Source organism: Lelliottia sp. 489, assembly GCF_050435885.1.
GTDB lineage: Bacteria > Pseudomonadota > Gammaproteobacteria > Enterobacterales > Enterobacteriaceae > Enterobacter > Enterobacter nimipressuralis.
The window spans coordinates 787,912-805,434 of sequence record NZ_JBNDLC010000001.1 but is presented as its reverse complement, the minus strand read 5'-3'; the positions used below and the strand labels follow the sequence as shown (position 1 = coordinate 805,434).

14 protein-coding genes, 2 tRNA genes and 2 other RNA genes are annotated in these 17,523 nt (G+C 51.1%); 10 read left to right on the top strand and 8 right to left on the bottom strand.

Going from position 1 to position 17,523, the window contains the following annotated elements:
- Window positions 1–134: 134 nt before the first annotated feature.
- The 6 genes from ABIE11_RS04080 to ABIE11_RS04055 all read right to left on the bottom strand — a co-directional run bounded on the left by ABIE11_RS04080 (window position 135) and on the right by ABIE11_RS04055 (window position 2,179).
- Window positions 135–265: non-coding RNA, RtT sRNA (locus ABIE11_RS04080), on the bottom strand.
- Between the two features lie 41 nt (window positions 266–306).
- A non-coding RNA gene (locus tag ABIE11_RS04075) (RtT sRNA) lies at window positions 307–437 on the bottom strand.
- 41 nt (window positions 438–478) lie between these two features.
- Window positions 479–563: transfer RNA gene (locus ABIE11_RS04070), tRNA-Tyr, on the bottom strand.
- Between the two features lie 26 nt (window positions 564–589).
- Window positions 590–674: transfer RNA gene (locus tag ABIE11_RS04065), tRNA-Tyr, on the bottom strand.
- Between the two features lie 156 nt (window positions 675–830).
- Window positions 831–1,673, bottom strand: a complete 843-nt coding sequence (gene purU / locus ABIE11_RS04060) for a formyltetrahydrofolate deformylase (protein WP_100779930.1) — start codon at window positions 1,671–1,673, stop codon at window positions 831–833.
- Between the two features lie 47 nt (window positions 1,674–1,720).
- Window positions 1,721–2,179 carry a YchJ family protein gene (locus tag ABIE11_RS04055; RefSeq protein WP_107703432.1) on the bottom strand — a complete coding sequence of 153 codons (459 nt, stop codon included), beginning with the start codon at window positions 2,177–2,179 and terminating at the stop codon, window positions 1,721–1,723.
- 115 nt (window positions 2,180–2,294) lie between these two features.
- On the opposite strand from ABIE11_RS04055, the gene rssA reads away from it, so the two are divergent.
- The 3 genes from rssA to galU all read left to right on the top strand — a co-directional run bounded on the left by rssA (window position 2,295) and on the right by galU (window position 5,405).
- Entirely contained in the window at window positions 2,295–3,197 is a 903-nt protein-coding gene (rssA, locus tag ABIE11_RS04050) for a patatin-like phospholipase RssA (RefSeq protein ID WP_100779932.1), read from the top strand.
- Between the two features lie 88 nt (window positions 3,198–3,285).
- Window positions 3,286–4,299, top strand: a complete 1,014-nt coding sequence (rssB, locus tag ABIE11_RS04045) for a two-component system response regulator RssB (protein ID WP_102103885.1) — start codon at window positions 3,286–3,288, stop codon at window positions 4,297–4,299.
- 197 nt (window positions 4,300–4,496) lie between these two features.
- On the top strand, window positions 4,497–5,405 hold the full coding sequence (gene galU, locus ABIE11_RS04040) for a UTP--glucose-1-phosphate uridylyltransferase GalU (RefSeq protein ID WP_100779934.1): 909 nt from the start codon (window positions 4,497–4,499) through the stop codon (window positions 5,403–5,405).
- A gap of 198 nt (window positions 5,406–5,603) precedes the next feature.
- Here the strand turns inward: galU and hns are convergent, their stop codons facing one another.
- Window positions 5,604–6,017 (bottom strand): histone-like nucleoid-structuring protein H-NS, encoded by a 414-nt coding sequence (hns, locus tag ABIE11_RS04035; RefSeq protein ID WP_008502781.1) that lies wholly within the window; start codon window positions 6,015–6,017, stop codon window positions 5,604–5,606.
- A gap of 549 nt (window positions 6,018–6,566) precedes the next feature.
- Here hns and tdk point away from each other — a divergent pair.
- Complete coding sequence (gene tdk, locus ABIE11_RS04030; protein WP_429184023.1) at window positions 6,567–7,181, top strand: thymidine kinase; 615 nt, start codon at window positions 6,567–6,569, stop codon at window positions 7,179–7,181.
- Between the two features lie 81 nt (window positions 7,182–7,262).
- Here tdk and adhE read toward each other — a convergent pair whose 3' ends face one another.
- The gene (gene adhE, locus ABIE11_RS04025) at window positions 7,263–9,944 is read right to left on the bottom strand and encodes a bifunctional acetaldehyde-CoA/alcohol dehydrogenase (protein ID WP_100779936.1); all 2,682 of its coding nucleotides are present in this window, start codon (window positions 9,942–9,944) and stop codon (window positions 7,263–7,265) included.
- 486 nt (window positions 9,945–10,430) lie between these two features.
- On the opposite strand from adhE, the gene ABIE11_RS04020 reads away from it, so the two are divergent.
- From ABIE11_RS04020 to oppF, 6 genes are all read left to right on the top strand, one after another.
- Window positions 10,431–11,078, top strand: a complete 648-nt coding sequence (locus ABIE11_RS04020; protein ID WP_100779937.1) for a YchE family NAAT transporter — start codon at window positions 10,431–10,433, stop codon at window positions 11,076–11,078.
- Between the two features lie 771 nt (window positions 11,079–11,849).
- On the top strand, window positions 11,850–13,484 hold the full coding sequence (gene oppA / locus ABIE11_RS04015; RefSeq protein WP_102103882.1) for an oligopeptide ABC transporter substrate-binding protein OppA: 1,635 nt from the start codon (window positions 11,850–11,852) through the stop codon (window positions 13,482–13,484).
- A gap of 124 nt (window positions 13,485–13,608) precedes the next feature.
- The gene (gene oppB, locus ABIE11_RS04010; protein WP_429184022.1) at window positions 13,609–14,529 is read left to right on the top strand and encodes an oligopeptide ABC transporter permease OppB; all 921 of its coding nucleotides are present in this window, start codon (window positions 13,609–13,611) and stop codon (window positions 14,527–14,529) included.
- Between the two features lie 14 nt (window positions 14,530–14,543).
- Entirely contained in the window at window positions 14,544–15,452 is a 909-nt protein-coding gene (oppC, locus tag ABIE11_RS04005) for an oligopeptide ABC transporter permease OppC (RefSeq protein WP_102103881.1), read from the top strand.
- A gap of 11 nt (window positions 15,453–15,463) precedes the next feature.
- A complete protein-coding gene (locus ABIE11_RS04000) occupies window positions 15,464–16,477 on the top strand; it encodes an ABC transporter ATP-binding protein (protein WP_429184021.1) in 1,014 nt (337 codons plus the stop codon).
- On the top strand, window positions 16,474–17,478 hold the full coding sequence (oppF, locus tag ABIE11_RS03995; protein ID WP_100779943.1) for a murein tripeptide/oligopeptide ABC transporter ATP binding protein OppF: 1,005 nt from the start codon (window positions 16,474–16,476) through the stop codon (window positions 17,476–17,478). Before ABIE11_RS04000 ends, oppF begins: the two co-directional genes overlap by 4 nt.
- Window positions 17,479–17,523: the final 45 nt, after the last annotated feature.

The following is a 17,523-nucleotide window of genomic DNA, read 5'->3' as shown; positions in this document are numbered from 1 at the left end:
TCGCCTCTGGAAACGGATTACGACGAGAGAAAAGCAGGTGTGTGAAAGTCGGTTAAATATTTAATGGGGAAGAAAAGGTGGACGGAAATAGGAAATATTGCGCGAACAGAAAAGTTGGGATTTTGTCTGAGAAATGGTGGCGGGGGAAGGATGACTCAGCGCGTTGCGCTTCGCCCTTCGGGTCGTTGCCTGCGGCAACGCTTTCTCGCTACGCTCGAATCGAACCTTAGTCGAAGCTTCTCATCCTTCCCCAATGGGAATATGGAAAATTGTGCGAACAGAAAAGTTGGGATTTGGTCTGAGAAATGGTGGCGGGGGAAGGATGACTCAGCGCGTTGCGCTTCGCCCTTCGGGTCGTTGCCTTCGGCAACGCTTTCTCGCTACGCTCGAATCGAACCTTAGTCGAAGCTTCTCATCCTTCCCCAATGGGAATATGAAATATTGCGCGAACAAAAAAGTTTGGATTTAATCTTCGGAATGGTGGCGGGGGAAGGATTCGAACCTTCGAAGTCGATGACGGCAGATTTACAGTCTGCTCCCTTTGGCCGCTCGGGAACCCCGCCAGGGGTATAATGCTTGAGCGTTGAGATGGTGGTGGGGGAAGGATTCGAACCTTCGAAGTCGATGACGGCAGATTTACAGTCTGCTCCCTTTGGCCGCTCGGGAACCCCACCACGGGGTAATGCTTTTACTGGCCTGCTTCCTGCTGGAAGCGGGGCGCATCATATCAAATGACGCGCCCCTGTAAAGCATTCCTTTGATGAAAACGATTCGTTTGTCTGCTTTTTACCCGTAAAGGCGCAAAGCTAATCAATTCATTTCACAAAGGATTAAAGAATAATCGTTCTGTTGCCGTAAACGAAGACGCGTTGGGCGAGCACCTGATACAGCGCGCGGCTTAACACGTTCTTCTCGACGTCGCGTCCGGCACGCATCATGTCTTCCGCCGTGTAGGTGTGATCGACGTGAATCACGTCCTGCATGATGATCGGGCCTTCATCCAGGTTGTCGTTTACATAGTGGGCGGTTGCACCGATGATCTTCACACCACGCTCGTAGGCCTGGTGATAAGGGCGCGCACCAATAAACGCCGGCAGGAACGAGTGGTGAATGTTGATGATCTTATTCGGGAAGCGGGAAACGAATGATGGCGTCAACACGCGCATGTACTTCGCCAGCACCACGTAGTCCGGGTTGTGCGCTTCGATGGCCTGAGCCATCAGATCGTCGTGCTCTTCGCGGGTGTGGCCTTCATGGCTCACCAGCTCGAACGGAATATCAAAACGCTCAACCAGAGTGCGCAGGGTATCGTGGTTGCCAATTACCGCAGCAATTTCGACGTCCAGACCACCGTAATTGGCTTTCATCAACAGATCGCCCAGGCAGTGGGCCTCTTTGGTAACCAGAATCACCACGCGGCGACGCCCGGCTGGGGTCAGTTCACGGATGGAGTTTTCCGGTAACGCGCCATCGAGATCGGCGAGCAGGGTGGTGTCGTTGAAGATCCCTTCCAGTTCGGTGCGCATAAAGAAGCGGCCGGTGCGGTGATCCACAAATTCGTTGTTCTGCACGATATTCAGTTCATGCTTGTAACAAATGTTGGTGATACGGGCGATCAAACCCTTCTGGTCCGGGCAAATGGTACGCAGTATTTTGCGTTGTAATGATTGCATCGCGAGGAAATCCTGTTGAGTGTTTGCTTGTTATTTGTGGTCAGGCGTTATTGCCCGCAACACTTTTTAAATTTTTTACCTGAACCGCAGGGGCAGGGGTCGTTACGACCAAACTGCGGACGAGTACCATCAATATAGTACCACTGTCCGCCCTCCAGTATGAACCGGGAGCGTTCGATGATGGCGCCAGGCTTATTGTGCTCGATAAATCGGGCAACAAAGCTGACAAAACCTTCGTTGGGCGTGCTGCCGGGGGCGGTTTCATACTGCGTCAGGCCGAGCCATTGCGTATTGGCGAATCCGGCTTCAATTTCCTGGCGGAAGTCAGCGGCGTGGCACGAGGGGTGCCAGGTTTTAATCAGGTAGTCTGCGTCTTTGATCACAAAAGCAGCATACCGGGAGCGCATTAGGTGTGATGGATCGGGTGCAACCTGGTTGCCAGAAAGATATCGCTGGCAACATAGGCTATACTCGAGGGCGCTACCACAGGGGCAGAGTTGAGACACAATTCTCTTCCTGGAATAAAAAAGTCACGGCGTTTATACGCCCAGGTGGCACTATGTTAACTGAGCAGTAGCGATGACGCTACGTTAGGAATCCAGGGGAAGTCAAACAGGGCTAATGAGAAAGGTAAAAATTGGTCTGGCGCTGGGGTCAGGTGCAGCCCGGGGCTGGTCGCACATTGGCGTGATTAACGCGCTAAAACGACTGGGTGTCGATGTTGATCTTGTAGCAGGGTGTTCAATTGGTTCGCTGGTGGGTGCCGCCTACGCGTGCGGTAAAATGCCGGAACTTGAAACGTGGGTGCGTTCCTTTAGCTACTGGGACGTACTGCGCCTGATGGATCTTTCATGGCAACGCGGCGGCCTGCTGCGCGGTGAGCGTGTGTTTAACCAGTTCCGCCAAATCATGCCATTGGATGACTTCAACCATTGCCAGATGCCATTTGGTGCCGTGGCAACCAATCTCAGCACGGGCAGGGAAATCTGGTTCACCGAGGGTGATATCCACCTTGCCGTCCGCGCGTCTTGCAGTATTCCTGGCCTGATGGCACCGGTTCCTCATAATGGCTACTGGCTGGTGGATGGCGGTGTAGTCAATCCCATACCGATCTCGCTGACCCGCGCGATGGGCGCTGATATTGTTATCGCCGTCGATTTGCAGCATGACGCGCACCTGATGCAACAAGATTTAATGCCGGTGAATCTCCAGAACGACGAAACGGAAAACGAAAAGCTTGCCTGGCATAAGCGCCTGCGTGAGCGTTTAGGGCGTGCAACGACGCGCCGGATGGTCTCCGCGCCGACGGCAATGGAGATCATGACCACTTCTATTCAGGTACTGGAGAATCGCCTGAAGCGAAATCGAATGGCGGGTGATCCTCCGGATATTCTGATTCAGCCATTCTGTCCGCAAATATCAACACTCGACTTCCATCGCGCAGATGCGGCGATCGCCGCCGGAGCACTGGCTGTTGAGAAAAAAATGGACGAACTGTTACCTTTGGTGCGAGCGACAGCTTAGCCCTTTTTTGAAGACTTCAGCAAAATCTGACAGGCGGTAGTACCAATAGCATGCCACTATTGATTTATCGTCTGCCAGAGGAGAGACCATGACACAGCCATTGGCAGGAAAACAGATTCTGATAGTCGAAGACGAGCCCGTTTTCCGTTCGCTGATGGATTCGTGGTTAAGTTCGCTGGGCGCAACGACCATACTGGCCGTTGATGGGGTGGATGCGCTGGAAAAAATGGCGTCAGCCAAGCCCGATCTGATGATTTGTGATATCGCGATGCCGCGCATGAACGGGCTTAAACTGGTGGAGCATCTGCGCAATGAAGGTGACCAGACGCCTATCCTTGTGATCTCCGCGACCGAAAATATGGCCGATATAGCCAAAGCGCTGCGTCTCGGCGTGCAGGATGTGCTCCTGAAGCCGGTTAAAGATTTGAACCGTCTGCGGGAAACAGTTTTCGCCTGCCTCTATCCGAATATGTTTAATTCCCGCGTCGAGGAAGAAGAGCGCCTTTTCCAGGACTGGGACGCGCTGGTCAGTAATCCCCATGCTGCTGCTAAGCTTTTACAAGAACTTCAGCCACCGGTTCAGCAGAATATATCGCATTGCAGAATTAACTATCGACAACTTGTTGCCGCAGATCAGCATGGCCTGGTGCTTGATATTGCACCGTTATCGGATGTTGACCTGGCATTTTATTGCCTCGATGTGACGAGAGCGGGTGATAACGGGGTATTAGCGGCATTATTATTGCGGGCATTATTTAACGGTTTGTTACAAGAACAGCTCTCCCATCAGGGGCAACGACTTCCTGAATTAGGGGCATTGCTGAAACAGGTGAACCATCTTTTCCGTCAGGCCAATTTGCCGGGACAGTTTCCGCTGTTAGTCGGTTATTACCATAGCGAATTAAAAAACCTCATTCTGGTCTCTGCGGGTCTAAACGCCACGCTGAATACCGGTGAGCATCATATTCAGGTCAGCAATGGTGTTCCTTTAGGTACGCTGGGTACGACTTATCTTAATCAAATAAGTCACCGCTGCGCGTCCTGGCAGTGTCAAATTTGGGGAGCAGGTGGGCGTTTACGCTTAATGTTGTCCACGGAATAAGCAGTTGAATTTTATTCGTCAGATAGCTTTACCTTCGTTTTAACGGCAGTGCTACTATCACTGCCAGTTTGATACGTATTTATCCTAATTGATGGGTAACGTGCCCTTTTCAGACCCGGTTTACTGAACGAGACTGATATACTTGTCGCGTTATTCAATGCATAAAGTTCAAAACTTGAACAGTTCAGGAGATTTCAATGGCTGCCCTAAATTCGAAAGTTACAAAGGCCGTTATCCCGGTAGCGGGATTGGGAACCAGGATGCTACCGGCCACAAAGGCAATTCCGAAAGAAATGCTGCCTTTGGTCGATAAGCCATTAATCCAGTATGTCGTCAATGAATGTATTGCTGCCGGTATTACAGAAATTGTGCTGGTGACCCATTCGTCCAAAAACTCTATCGAAAACCATTTCGATACCAGTTTTGAACTTGAAGCCATGCTGGAAAAACGCGTTAAACGTCAGCTGCTGGAAGAAGTTCAGTCAATCTGCCCACCTCACGTTACCATCATGCAGGTGCGTCAGGGGCTGGCTAAGGGCCTGGGACACGCGGTGCTGTGCGCACATCCGGTTGTCGGTGATGAGCCGGTCGCGGTTATTCTGCCAGACGTGATTCTCGATGAGTTCGAATCAGACCTCTCTCAGGACAACCTCGCTGATATGATTCGTCGCTTTGACGAAACCGGCAGCAGCCAGATCATGGTTGAACCTGTTGAAGACGTGACTGCGTATGGCGTTGTGGACTGCAAAGGCGTTGATCTGAAGCCGGGTGAGAGCGTGCCAATGGTCGGTGTGGTTGAGAAGCCAAAAGCCGATGTGGCGCCGTCTAACCTCGCGGTTGTTGGTCGCTATGTGCTGAGCGCAGAGATCTGGCCGCTGCTGGCGAAAACCCCTCCGGGCGCTGGCGACGAAATCCAGCTGACCGATGGCATTGATATGTTGATCGAAAAAGAGACCGTTGAAGCCTACCACATGAAAGGCAAGAGCCATGACTGCGGTAATAAACTCGGTTATATGCAGGCTTTCGTTGAATATGGTATTCGCCATAACTCACTGGGCGAAGAATTTAAAGCCTGGCTGAAAGAAACCATGGGTATTAAAAACTAATCTGCCCCCCGTGATGGTCGAAACCGGTGTGAGTCTTACTCCACCGGTTTTTTTATGCCTGATACCGGCACCGAGGGTATGTAAGGAAGTTGGCACTAATAGATGTGGCTATATGACGGGGTGTAAGAAGATATCTCGGAGGTAAATTACAGGCATAAAAAATCCCGTATAAACGGGATTTTTCTGAAGGCGGGGTGATTAATCCTTGATCAGGAAATCGTCCAGTTGTTTGCCTTGCTCATCCATGGCTTTCTTGATTACTGCTGGGGTACGGCCCTGGCCAGTCCAGGTTTTAGTTTCGCCGTTCTCGTCAACGTAGCTATATTTAGCCGGGCGAGCAGCGCGTTTAGCTTTAGTACCGGTCTTAGCAGCAGCCATGCTGTTCAGTAATTCGTTTGGATCGATACCATCTGCAATCAGCATTTCGCGATATTGCTGCAGTTTACGAGTGCGTTCTTCGATTTCAGCAGCAGCAGCGCTTTCTTCTTCACGACGTTCGTTTACAACAACTTCTAATTTTTCCAGCATTTCTTCCAGCGTTTCGAGGGTGCATTCTCTTGCCTGCGCACGAAGAGTACGGATGTTGTTCAGAATTTTAAGTGCTTCGCTCATTGTAGTAATCTCAAACTTATATTGGGTTGGTTTGTTGTCCTAATAATAGAGTGATAATTTCAGATGTGCAATAGGTCGGAATGTAAGGAATTCAAAAAAGAGTTAATATCTGGCGCTATTATTAATGACGCTAACTTAAATTTCATTACGCCAAAGACGGATTTGATATCCCTGCTAATGGGATAAACTGATGGCCAGAGTGTTTAGTTTTGTGACAAATCTCTAACCGCTTATAGTTACCCCGGATAAATATCAACCTTTTGTATTACTCCCATAATGCCGTTTAACCGCACCGATAGTTAATAAATACTGAATTTTAAAGCCGGCTGAATCCACTATAAAAATCAGGATTTGCTTAAGTTGAAATGTCAGGGTTTATGACGTCCAGGTGAGATTACTACCTGTTTTAACATGCTATTTTCTCATTTCGTCCGGAACCTGACTTTACTTCTCAGGCTGAGTCTGTGCGTAGCGTCGCTGAGAAAGGGGGAAAAATAGGGTACAATCAACCATCGGGAATATTACACATTGATTAGGGTTTAACGACCAATGGCACAACTTTATTTTTACTATTCCGCAATGAATGCAGGGAAGTCCACGGCGCTCCTACAGTCGGCTTATAACTATCAAGAAAGGGGTATGCGCGCTATCGTCTACACCGCCGAGATTGACGATCGCTTTGGTGCCGGAAAGGTGAGCTCGCGTATCGGCCTGTCGTCGCCTGCAACGCTGTTTAATAAAGAGACTGACCTGCTAAAAGATATCGGCACAGAACACGCGCAGAAGCCGGTACATTGCGTTCTGGTGGACGAGAGCCAGTTCCTGACCCGCGAGCAAGTTCATGCGTTATCTGAAGTGGTCGATCAGCTGGATATTCCCGTGCTTTGCTACGGTTTACGCACCGACTTCCGTGGAGAGCTGTTTATTGGCAGCCAGTATTTACTGGCGTGGTCAGATAAGCTGGTGGAACTGAAAACTATCTGTTTCTGTGGCCGTAAAGCCAGTATGGTGCTTCGTCTTGATCAGGAAGGGAAACCGTACGCAGAAGGGGAGCAGGTGGTGATTGGTGGCAACGAGCGTTATATCTCGGTATGCCGCAAGCATTATAAAGAAGCGCTGGTTGTCGGCTCACTGACGGCAATTCAGGAAAATTCTCTCCGATAACAGCTTATTCCCCTTTGTTTGTAGAGTAATCAACAGACATAAAAAAACCCGCCGAGGCGGGTTTTTTATTGGGCTAAGCAATTAAGCGTTTTTCTTCACTTTCTTGTCAGCTTTAAGAACAACAGGTGCTTCAGTTTTCACTGCAACAGCGTTGTCTTCGTGGAACTCACGGCCGTAGTAGGTATCCAGCAGAATCTGTTTCAGCTCGGAGATCAGTGGGTAGCGCGGGTTCGCACCAGTACACTGGTCATCGAAGGCATCTTCAGACAGCTTGTCAACGTGTGCCAGGAAGTCAGCTTCCTGAACGCCCGCTTCACGGATTGACTTAGGAATACCCAGTTCAGCTTTGATGCTGTCCAGCCATGCCAGCAGTTTCTCGATCTTCGCAGCGGTACGGTCACCAGGAGCGCTCAGACCCAGGTGGTCTGCGATTTCAGCGTAGCGACGACGAGCCATTGGGCGGTCGTACTGGCTGAATGCAGTCTGCTTGGTTGGGTTGTCATTCGCGTTATAGCGGATCACGTTGGAAATCAGCAGGGCGTTCGCCAGACCGTGAGGAATGTGGAACTGAGAGCCCAGCTTGTGCGCCATGGAGTGACATACACCCAGGAAGGCGTTAGCAAACGCGATACCTGCGATAGTCGCGGCATTGTGCACACGCTCACGAGCAACCGGGTTTTTAGACCCTTCGTTGTAAGACGCTGGCAGGTTTTCTTTCAGCAGTTTCAGAGCCTGCAGTGCCTGACCGTCAGAGAACTCAGATGCCAGTACAGAAACGTAAGCTTCCAGGGCGTGAGTTACTGCATCCAGACCACCGAATGCACACAGTGATTTCGGCATATCCATCACCAGGTTGGCATCAACGATAGCCATATCTGGAGTCAGCGCGTAGTCAGCCAGCGGGTATTTCTGGCCAGTTGCGTCGTCGGTTACAACCGCAAACGGAGTCACTTCAGAACCGGTACCAGAAGTGGTGGTGACGGCGATCATTTTCGCTTTCACGCCCATTTTCGGGAACTTGTAGATACGTTTACGGATATCCATAAAGCGCAGCGCCAGCTCTTCGAAGTGCGTTTCTGGGTGTTCGTACATAACCCACATGATTTTCGCGGCGTCCATTGGGGAACCGCCACCGAGCGCGATGATCACGTCCGGTTTGAAGGAGTTCGCCAGTTCCGCACCTTTACGAACAACGGTGAGGGTTGGGTCAGCTTCTACTTCGAAGAAGACTTCAGTCTCAACGCCAGCCGCTTTCAAAACAGAGGTGATCTGGTCTGCATAGCCGTTGTTGAACAGGAAACGGTCAGTCACGATGAGCGCACGTTTGTGGCCATCAGTAATCACTTCATCCAGCGCGATTGGCAGAGAGCCACGGCGGAAGTAGATAGATTTCGGAAGTTTATGCCACAACATGTTTTCAGCTCGCTTAGCAACGGTTTTCTTGTTGATCAGGTGCTTAGGACCAACGTTTTCAGAGATGGAGTTACCACCCCATGAACCACAACCCAGAGTCAGGGAAGGCGCGAGTTTGAAGTTGTATAGGTCACCGATACCACCCTGAGAAGCCGGGGTGTTAATCAGAATACGTGCGGTCTTCATTTTGTCGCCGAAGAATTTCACGCGTTCTGGCTGGTTGTCCTGGTCAGTGTACAGACAAGAGGTATGACCGATACCGCCCATTGCCACCAGTTTCTCTGCTTTGACCACAGCGTCTTCGAAGTCTTTCGCACGGTACATCGCCAGAGTAGGGGACAGTTTTTCGTGTGCGAAAGGTTCGCTTTCATCAACCACTTTCACTTCACCGATCAGGATCTTAGTGGTAGCGGGTACAGTGAAACCTGCGAGTTCAGCGATTTTGTATGCTGGCTGACCAACGATGGCGGCGTTCAGTGCGCCATTTTTCAGGATGATGTCCTGAACCGCTTTCAGCTCTTTGCCCTGCAGCAGGTAGCCGCCGTGGCTTGCGAAGCGCTCGCGGACTGCATCATAAACGGAATCAACCACAACAACGGACTGCTCAGAAGCACAGATAACGCCGTTATCGAAGGTTTTGGACATCAGGACAGACGCGACAGCACGTTTGATATCAGCCGTTTCGTCGATAACAACAGGGGTGTTACCTGCGCCTACGCCGATTGCTGGTTTACCAGAGCTGTATGCTGCTTTAACCATGCCTGGGCCACCGGTCGCCAGGATCAGGTTAATGTCCGGGTGATGCATCAGTGCGTTTGACAGTTCAACAGAAGGTTGGTCAATCCAGCCGATCAGATCTTTTGGTGCACCCGCAGCGATGGCTGCCTGCAGTACGATGTCAGCGGCTTTGTTAGTCGCATCTTTAGCACGTGGGTGTGGGGAGAAGATGATGGCGTTACGCGTCTTCAGGCTGATCAGAGATTTGAAGATCGCGGTAGAAGTCGGGTTAGTTGTTGGAACGATACCGCAAATGATACCGATAGGTTCTGCAATGGTGATGGTACCGAAGGTGTGGTCTTCAGCCAGCACGCCACAGGTTTTCTCATCTTTATAGGCGTTGTAGATATACTCAGAAGCAAAGTGGTTTTTGATCACTTTATCTTCTACGATACCCATACCGGATTCGGCAACGGCCATTTTAGCGAGAGGGATTCGAGCATCTGCAGCAGCCAGTGCGGCGGCGCGGAAGATTTTATCAACCTGTTCTTGGGTGAAATTGGCATATTCACGCTGGGCTTTTTTGACGCGCTCGACGAGTGCGTTCAGTTCAGCGATATTAGTAACAGCCATAATGCTCTCCTGATAATGTTTAAACTCTTTTAGTAAACCAGCGCTCGATACGACAACATTATAGACGAGGTGCCAGTACTTGCTTAACACACAGTAAAACAAAGGTTTAGTCTCGTTTACTGTTAACGCTTTGCACTAACTTACTAAAAGAGCCTGACTTTAGCATCATCCCTTTTTGTTTCTTTCTCTCCCTTTTGGTGTCAACCAGATTACTCACTTCTGAGTACGAAAAACATGATCTAAATCAATTTACACCGAAGCTGATACCTTTCAGCACGGGTATTTCGCACAATCATATCAAGTGTTAAATAATTACAAAAGTAATGGAATCAAAACTATCCTTGCTTACACAAATACATAACACATGAAAATCATAGCGTTTTGGCGCAGATTTCTGGTGAAGTATGCTGATAAAAAGCGTATCTTCAGCGCGGTTTTTATCCCTTTATTCTGTCGCCTGGGCCATGCTGATTTACGGAGCTAACTGTGACCCCATTGCTCTTTGATTTTTCTACCTATTTTAAGTTTTTTATCGGGTTGTTCGCGCTGGTGAACCCGGTCGGGATCATTCCTGTCTTCATTAGCATGACCAGTTATCAGACGGCGGTTGCCAGAAATAAGACCAATTTGACGGCAAACCTGTCGGTGGCCATCATTTTGCTCACGTCGCTTTTCCTCGGTGATTCGATTCTGCAAATCTTTGGCATCTCCATCGACTCCTTCCGAATCGCAGGCGGCATCCTGGTGGTGACTATCGCCATGTCGATGATCAGCGGCAAGCTGGGTGAGGATAAACAGAACAAGCAGGAAAAATCAGAAACGGCGGTGCGCGAAAGTATTGGCGTTGTGCCGCTGGCGTTGCCGTTGATGGCCGGACCGGGGGCAATCAGCTCGACCATCGTCTGGGGAACCCGCTACCACAACTGGGTGCATCTGGTTGGCTTTTCGGTGGCGATTGCGCTGTTTGCCCTCTGCTGCTGGGGCGTTTTCCGAATTGCACCCTGGCTGGTGCGTTTGCTGGGGCAGACCGGCATTAACGTTATTACCCGTATTATGGGCCTGTTGCTGATGGCGCTTGGGATCGAATTTATTGTGACCGGGCTAAAAAGTATTTTCCCTGGGTTACTAAATTAACGTTTTCATTTGAAAGAGCGGAGCCAGTGGCTCCGTTTTTTTTCGTGATTATCAGCAAATCATATAAATAAAGTTGAAAACTTCACAAGACATAATAAATTCTGCTAATAAATCTGTTTTCTTACATTTCAGTAACTTAGTTTTATCCTGTCACTCGACCTGAACATAAACCGCGCAAACACTCTGTTATTTTACTCACACGATACTCTGGGGCTTGCTGTGCGATAACTGAAATGATATTAGTAATTTCAACATTCCCCTAGACGAATGTGCTAAATAATAATCAGTTGTTAATTTTTTGTACAAAACCCACCGAGGTGACCACAGCACAGCGGTGGGCGAGAGGAAACTCTCTATCACATTGAATATTTGGTAGTTTCTTTACCTTTGATGTGTGGCAGGACGCCCCCCAGAAAAACGGGACTCCCCGTAAAAGAGAATTGCTTAACAAATTTGCAAAATGTATTGGCGCGAAATTAAGCCATTTGGTACTTTCCGGCCTTATATTTTGCCAACGCACTCTTCCAGATGAGAATGATTTTCAAATATAACGCTCATCTCAACAAGACATCACACGCCTCAAAACAGGGGAGGCGTGTTAAGAATCGACGCAAGGCGGCCAAACGAGCCACCAGTAATAAGTACAGTCGGTGATAGCAAGAAGTAAACGACCTGACAGCAGCTAAACTCCTGCGTTGTTCAGGACCCCTTAGGGGAAATAAACAGGCTGGCATTAAAACCAGTAATTATAATGAGTGGAGTATCAACACAATGTCCATCATCACAAAAAAAAGTCTGATTGCCGCAGGAATTTTCACTGCGCTAATCGCAGGTAATATGGCAATGGCTGCTGATGTACCTGCAGGTGTCACACTGTCAGAAAAGCAAACCATGATCCGCAACAATGGCGCCGAGCCACAGTCACTGGATCCGAACAAAATTGAAGGCGTTCCTGAAGCTAACATCAGCCGCGACCTGTTTGAAGGCCTGCTGATTACCTCCACCAAAGACGGTCACCCGATCCCGGGCGTGGCTGAATCCTGGGATAATAAAGACTTTAAAGTCTGGACATTCCACCTGCGTAAAGACGCAAAATGGTCCAACGGTGAACCTGTCACCGCACAAGATTTCGTATACAGCTGGCAGCGTCTGGTGGATCCAAACACCGCATCCCCGTACGCCAGCTATCCGCAGTACGGTCACATCCTGAACGTTGATGAAATCATCGACGGCAAAAAGAAACCTTCTGAGCTGGGCGTAAAAGCGGTTGATGACCACACGCTGGAAGTGACCCTGAGCGAACCTGTTCCGTATTTCTACAAACTGCTGGTTAACCCGGCCATGTCACCGGTCAACAAAGCCGCTATCGAAAAATTCGGTGAGAAATGGACTCAGCCAGCGAACATCGTGACCAACGGTGCGTACAAGCTGAAAGACTGGGTGGTTAACGAGCGTATCGTGATGGAGCGTAATACCAACTACTGGGATAACGCGAAAACCATCGTCGATCAGATTACCTATTTGCCGATCTCGTCTGAAGTCACCGACGTAAACCGCTACCGCAGCGGTGAGATCGACATGACCTATAACAACCTGCCGATCGAACTGTTCCAGAAACTGAAAAAAGAGATCCCGACCGAAGTTCACGTTGACCCGTATCTGTGTACTTATTACTACGAAATCAACAACCAGAAAGCGCCATTCAATGACGCTCGCGTACGTACCGCGCTGAAACTGGGTCTGGATCGCGACATCATCGTGAACAAAGTAAAAGCGCAGGGCGATCTGCCTGCGTTCGGCTACACCCCGCCATATACTGACGGTGCGAAACTGACCAAACCAGAGTGGTTCTCCTGGACTCAGGAAAAACGTAACGAAGAAGCGAAAAAACTGCTGGCTGAAGCTGGCTACACTGCTGATAAACCGTTGACGTTTAACCTGCTGTACAACACCTCCGATCTGCACAAAAAACTGGCCATCGCGGCTTCCTCCATCTGGAAGAAAAACCTGGGTGTGGATGTGAAGCTGGTGAACCAGGAGTGGAAAACCTTCCTGGATACCCGTCATCAGGGCAACTATGACGTGGCGCGTGCGGGCTGGTGTGCGGACTACAACGAACCGACTTCCTTCCTGAACACCATGCTGTCTGACAGCTCCATGAACACCGCGCACTATAAGAGCCCGGCCTTTGACGCGATCATGAAAGATACGCTGAAAGTGACTGACGAAGCGCAGCGTACTGCACTGTACGACAAAGCGGAACAGCAGTTGGGTCAGGATTCTGCGATTGTACCGGTTTACTACTATGTAAACGCACGTCTGGTGAAACCATGGGTTGGCGGTTATACCGGCAAAGATCCGATGGATAACATCTACACCAAAGATCTGTACATCATTAAGCATTAATGGCAAACCGTGGGGCAAAGTCATTTGCCCCACCGTGTCTTAATTCATCGCACAATATACACGGCATCATTCAGGAACGACTGAACGAGCTTGTGTAAAAGGCACACGCCAGAAGGTACGGGCAATGTTGAAATTTATCCTACGTCGCTGTCTTGAAGCGATACCGACGCTTTTTATTCTCATTACGATTTCATTCTTCATGATGCGTCTCGCACCAGGTAGTCCGTTTACCAGCGAGCGCGCACTGCCGCCAGAAGTCATGGCGAACATCGAAGCCAAATACCATTTAAACGATCCTATCTCCACGCAGTACTTCAATTATCTGAAGCAGCTGGCGCAGGGCGATTTTGGTCCTTCTTTTAAATATAAAGACTATTCCGTTAACGACCTCGTCGCATCGAGCTTCCCCGTGTCGGCTAAGATAGGCGCAGCGGCGTTTATTCTGGCCGTCGTCCTGGGGGTCACCGCAGGCGTCATCGCCGCGCTGAAACAAAACACCCGATGGGACTACACGGTAATGGGGATCGCCATGACCGGGGTAGTTATCCCGAGCTTTGTGGTGGCACCATTACTGGTGATGATATTTGCCATCACGCTCAAATGGCTGCCCGGAGGCGGCTGGAACGGCGGGGCGCTAAAATTCATGATTCTGCCGATGGTGGCGCTGTCTCTGGCTTATATCGCCAGTATCGCGCGTATTACCCGTGGTTCGATGATTGAAGTGCTCCACTCCAACTTTATTCGTACCGCGCGGGCGAAAGGCCTGCCGATGCACCGCATCATTCTCCGTCATGCGTTAAAACCTGCGCTGTTACCTGTGCTCTCCTATATGGGCCCTGCGTTCGTTGGGATCATCACGGGTTCCATGGTCATTGAAACCATTTACGGCCTGCCGGGTATCGGTCAGCTGTTTGTGAATGGCGCCCTGAACCGTGACTACTCGCTGGTGCTCAGCCTTACGATCCTGGTCGGTGCACTGACCATTCTCTTTAACGCCATTGTCGATGTGCTGTATGCCGTTATCGACCCGAAAATTCGCTACTAGCGCTGGAGCACGCCATGATGTTGAGTAAGAAAAACAGCGAGGCGCTGGAAAACTTCACTGAGAAGCTTGAAGTCGAAGGGCGCAGCCTGTGGCAGGACGCCCGCCGTCGCTTTATGCATAACCGTGCGGCCGTCGCCAGTCTGGTCGTGTTGATCTGTATTGCCCTGTTCGTGGCCTTGGCCCCGATGCTGTCGCAGTTCACCTATTTCGATACTGACTGGGGCATGATGTCCAGTGCACCGGATATGGTTTCCGGCCACTACTTTGGTACGGACTCCTCCGGGCGCGACCTGCTGGTGCGCGTGGCGATCGGTGGCCGTATCTCTCTGATGGTCGGTATCGCTGCGGCGCTGGTAGCGGTGATCGTCGGCACACTTTACGGCTCGCTTTCCGGCTACCTCGGCGGCAAAGTGGATTCCGTGATGATGCGTCTGCTGGAGATCCTGAACTCCTTCCCATTTATGTTCTTCGTTATTCTGCTGGTGACCTTCTTTGGACAAAACATCCTGCTGATCTTCGTGGCTATCGGGATGGTTTCCTGGCTGGATATGGCGCGTATCGTGCGCGGCCAGACCCTGAGCCTGAAGCGTAAAGAATTTATCGAAGCAGCACAGGTGGGCGGTGTCTCCGTCAGCGGGATTGTGGTGCGCCATATCGTGCCAAACGTGCTCGGCGTGGTCGTGGTGTACGCATCACTGCTGGTACCCAGCATGATCCTGTTTGAATCCTTCCTGAGCTTCCTCGGTCTGGGTACCCAGGAGCCGCTGAGCAGCTGGGGCGCATTGTTAAGCGATGGCGCAAACTCCATGGAAGTCTCTCCGTGGCTGCTGCTGTTCCCGGCTGGTTTCCTGGTGGTAACCCTGTTCTGTTTCAACTTTATCGGCGATGGCCTGCGTGATGCCCTCGACCCGAAAGACCGTTAAGGAGTGCCGCGATGACTATTATTGAAACGGCAGCTGCGCCACAGGCGCAAAAGCAGCAAAACGTGCTGCTGGATGTCAAAGATCTGCGCGTCACCTTTAAAACCCCGGATGGCGACGTTACTGCCGTCAACGATCTGAATTTCGATCTGCGGGCCGGTGAAACGCTGGGTATCGTCGGTGAATCCGGCTCCGGTAAATCGCAAACCGCCTTTGCGCTGATGGGGCTGCTGGCACCGAATGGCCGCATCGGGGGAACCGCTTCCTTTAACGGCAAAAACATTCTGAATCTGCCTGAGCACGAGCTGAACAAGCTGCGCGCAGAACAGATTTCGATGATTTTCCAGGACCCAATGACCTCGCTGAACCCGTACATGCGTGTGGGCGAGCAGCTGATGGAAGTCCTGATGCTGCATAAAGGCATGAACAAAGCAGAAGCGTTCGACGAGTCGGTGAGAATGCTGGATGCAGTCAAAATGCCAGAAGCGCGGAAACGCATGCGCATGTTCCCGCACGAGTTTTCCGGTGGGATGCGCCAGCGTGTGATGATCGCCATGGCGCTGCTGTGCCGGCCAAAACTGCTGATCGCCGATGAACCCACTACCGCGCTGGACGTGACCGTTCAGGCACAGATCATGACCCTGCTGAACGAACTGAAGCGTGAGTTCAACACCGCCATCATCATGATTACCCACGATCTCGGCGTCGTGGCCGGCATCTGTGACAAAGTGCTGGTGATGTATGCCGGTCGTACCATGGAGTACGGCAGGGCGCGCGATGTGTTCTATCATCCTGCGCACCCGTACTCTATCGGTCTGCTGAATGCAGTTCCGCGTCTCGATGCGGAAGGCGAATCCCTGCTGACCATTCCCGGCAACCCGCCAAACCTGCTGCGTCTGCCGAAAGGCTGCCCGTTCCAGCCTCGCTGCCAGTACGCGATGGAAATCTGCAACAGCGCCCCCCCGCTGGAAGAGTTTGCACCAGGCCGCCTGCGCGCCTGCTTTAAGCCGCATGAGGAGCTGGTATGAACGCCATTGACGAAAAAAGAAATGTCCTGCTCGAAATCGCTGACTTAAAAGTGCATTTCGACATCAAAGACGGCAAGCAGTGGTTCTGGCAGCCGTCGAAAACCCTGAAAGCCGTCGATGGCGTCACCCTGCGTCTTTACGAAGGGGAGACCCTGGGCGTGGTCGGCGAGTCTGGCTGCGGAAAGTCGACCTTTGCCCGCGCCATTATCGGCCTGGTCAAAGCGACGGACGGTAAAGTGGCCTGGCTTGGCAAAGACCTGCTGGGAATGAAACAGGAAGAGTGGCGCGCGGTGCGCAGTGACATCCAGATGATTTTCCAGGATCCACTGGCCTCCCTGAACCCGCGTATGAACATCGGCGATATCATTGCTGAGCCGCTTCGCACCTATCATCCGAAAATGCCGCGTCAGGAAGTTCGCGATCGCGTGAAAGCGATGATGATGAAAGTGGGCCTGCTGCCGAACCTTATCAACCGCTATCCGCACGAGTTTTCTGGCGGCCAGTGTCAGCGTATCGGTATTGCCCGTGCGCTGATTCTGGAGCCAAAGCTGATTATCTGTGATGAACCGGTTTCAGCACTGGACGTGTCGATTCAGGCGCAGGTGGTGAACCTGCTGCAGAAATTGCAGCGTGAAATGGGGCTGTCGCTGATTTTCATCGCCCACGACCTGGCGGTGGTGAAACACATCTCCGACCGCGTGCTGGTGATGTATCTTGGCCATGCGGTGGAGCTGGGCACCTATGATGAGGTCTATCACAACCCGCTGCACCCGTACACCAAAGCGCTGATGTCTGCGGTGCCGGTGCCCGACCCGGATCTGGAAAAAAATAAAGTGATCCAGCTTCTGGAAGGGGAGCTGCCTTCGCCGATCAACCCGCCGTCTGGCTGCGTGTTCCGCACGCGTTGCCCAATGGCGGGGCCGGAATGTGCGCAAACCCGGCCTGTTCTGGAAGGAAGTTTCCGACATGCAGTTTCCTGCCTGAAAGTAGACCCGTTATAATCGCAAGGGCTGACATGATGTCAGCCCTTCTTCTTTTGCGAGGTT

Excerpts from the sequence above, each read along its gene's own strand:
- tdk (WP_429184023.1), top strand. The coding sequence starts at position 6,567 with ATGGCACAACTTTATTTTTACTATTCCGCAATGAATGCAGGGAAGTCC.
- oppF (WP_100779943.1), top strand. The coding sequence starts at position 16,474 with ATGAACGCCATTGACGAAAAAAGAAATGTCCTGCTCGAAATCGCTGAC.
- ABIE11_RS04000 (WP_429184021.1), top strand. The coding sequence starts at position 15,464 with ATGACTATTATTGAAACGGCAGCTGCGCCACAGGCGCAAAAGCAGCAA.
- oppA (WP_102103882.1), top strand. The coding sequence starts at position 11,850 with ATGTCCATCATCACAAAAAAAAGTCTGATTGCCGCAGGAATTTTCACT.
- hns (WP_008502781.1), bottom strand. The coding sequence starts at position 6,017 with ATGAGCGAAGCACTTAAAATTCTGAACAACATCCGTACTCTTCGTGCG.
- oppC (WP_102103881.1), top strand. The coding sequence starts at position 14,544 with ATGATGTTGAGTAAGAAAAACAGCGAGGCGCTGGAAAACTTCACTGAG.
- adhE (WP_100779936.1), bottom strand. The coding sequence starts at position 9,944 with ATGGCTGTTACTAATATCGCTGAACTGAACGCACTCGTCGAGCGCGTC.
- purU (WP_100779930.1), bottom strand. The coding sequence starts at position 1,673 with ATGCAATCATTACAACGCAAAATACTGCGTACCATTTGCCCGGACCAG.
- oppB (WP_429184022.1), top strand. The coding sequence starts at position 13,609 with ATGTTGAAATTTATCCTACGTCGCTGTCTTGAAGCGATACCGACGCTT.
- galU (WP_100779934.1), top strand. The coding sequence starts at position 4,497 with ATGGCTGCCCTAAATTCGAAAGTTACAAAGGCCGTTATCCCGGTAGCG.
- rssA (WP_100779932.1), top strand. The coding sequence starts at position 2,295 with ATGAGAAAGGTAAAAATTGGTCTGGCGCTGGGGTCAGGTGCAGCCCGG.
- rssB (WP_102103885.1), top strand. The coding sequence starts at position 3,286 with ATGACACAGCCATTGGCAGGAAAACAGATTCTGATAGTCGAAGACGAG.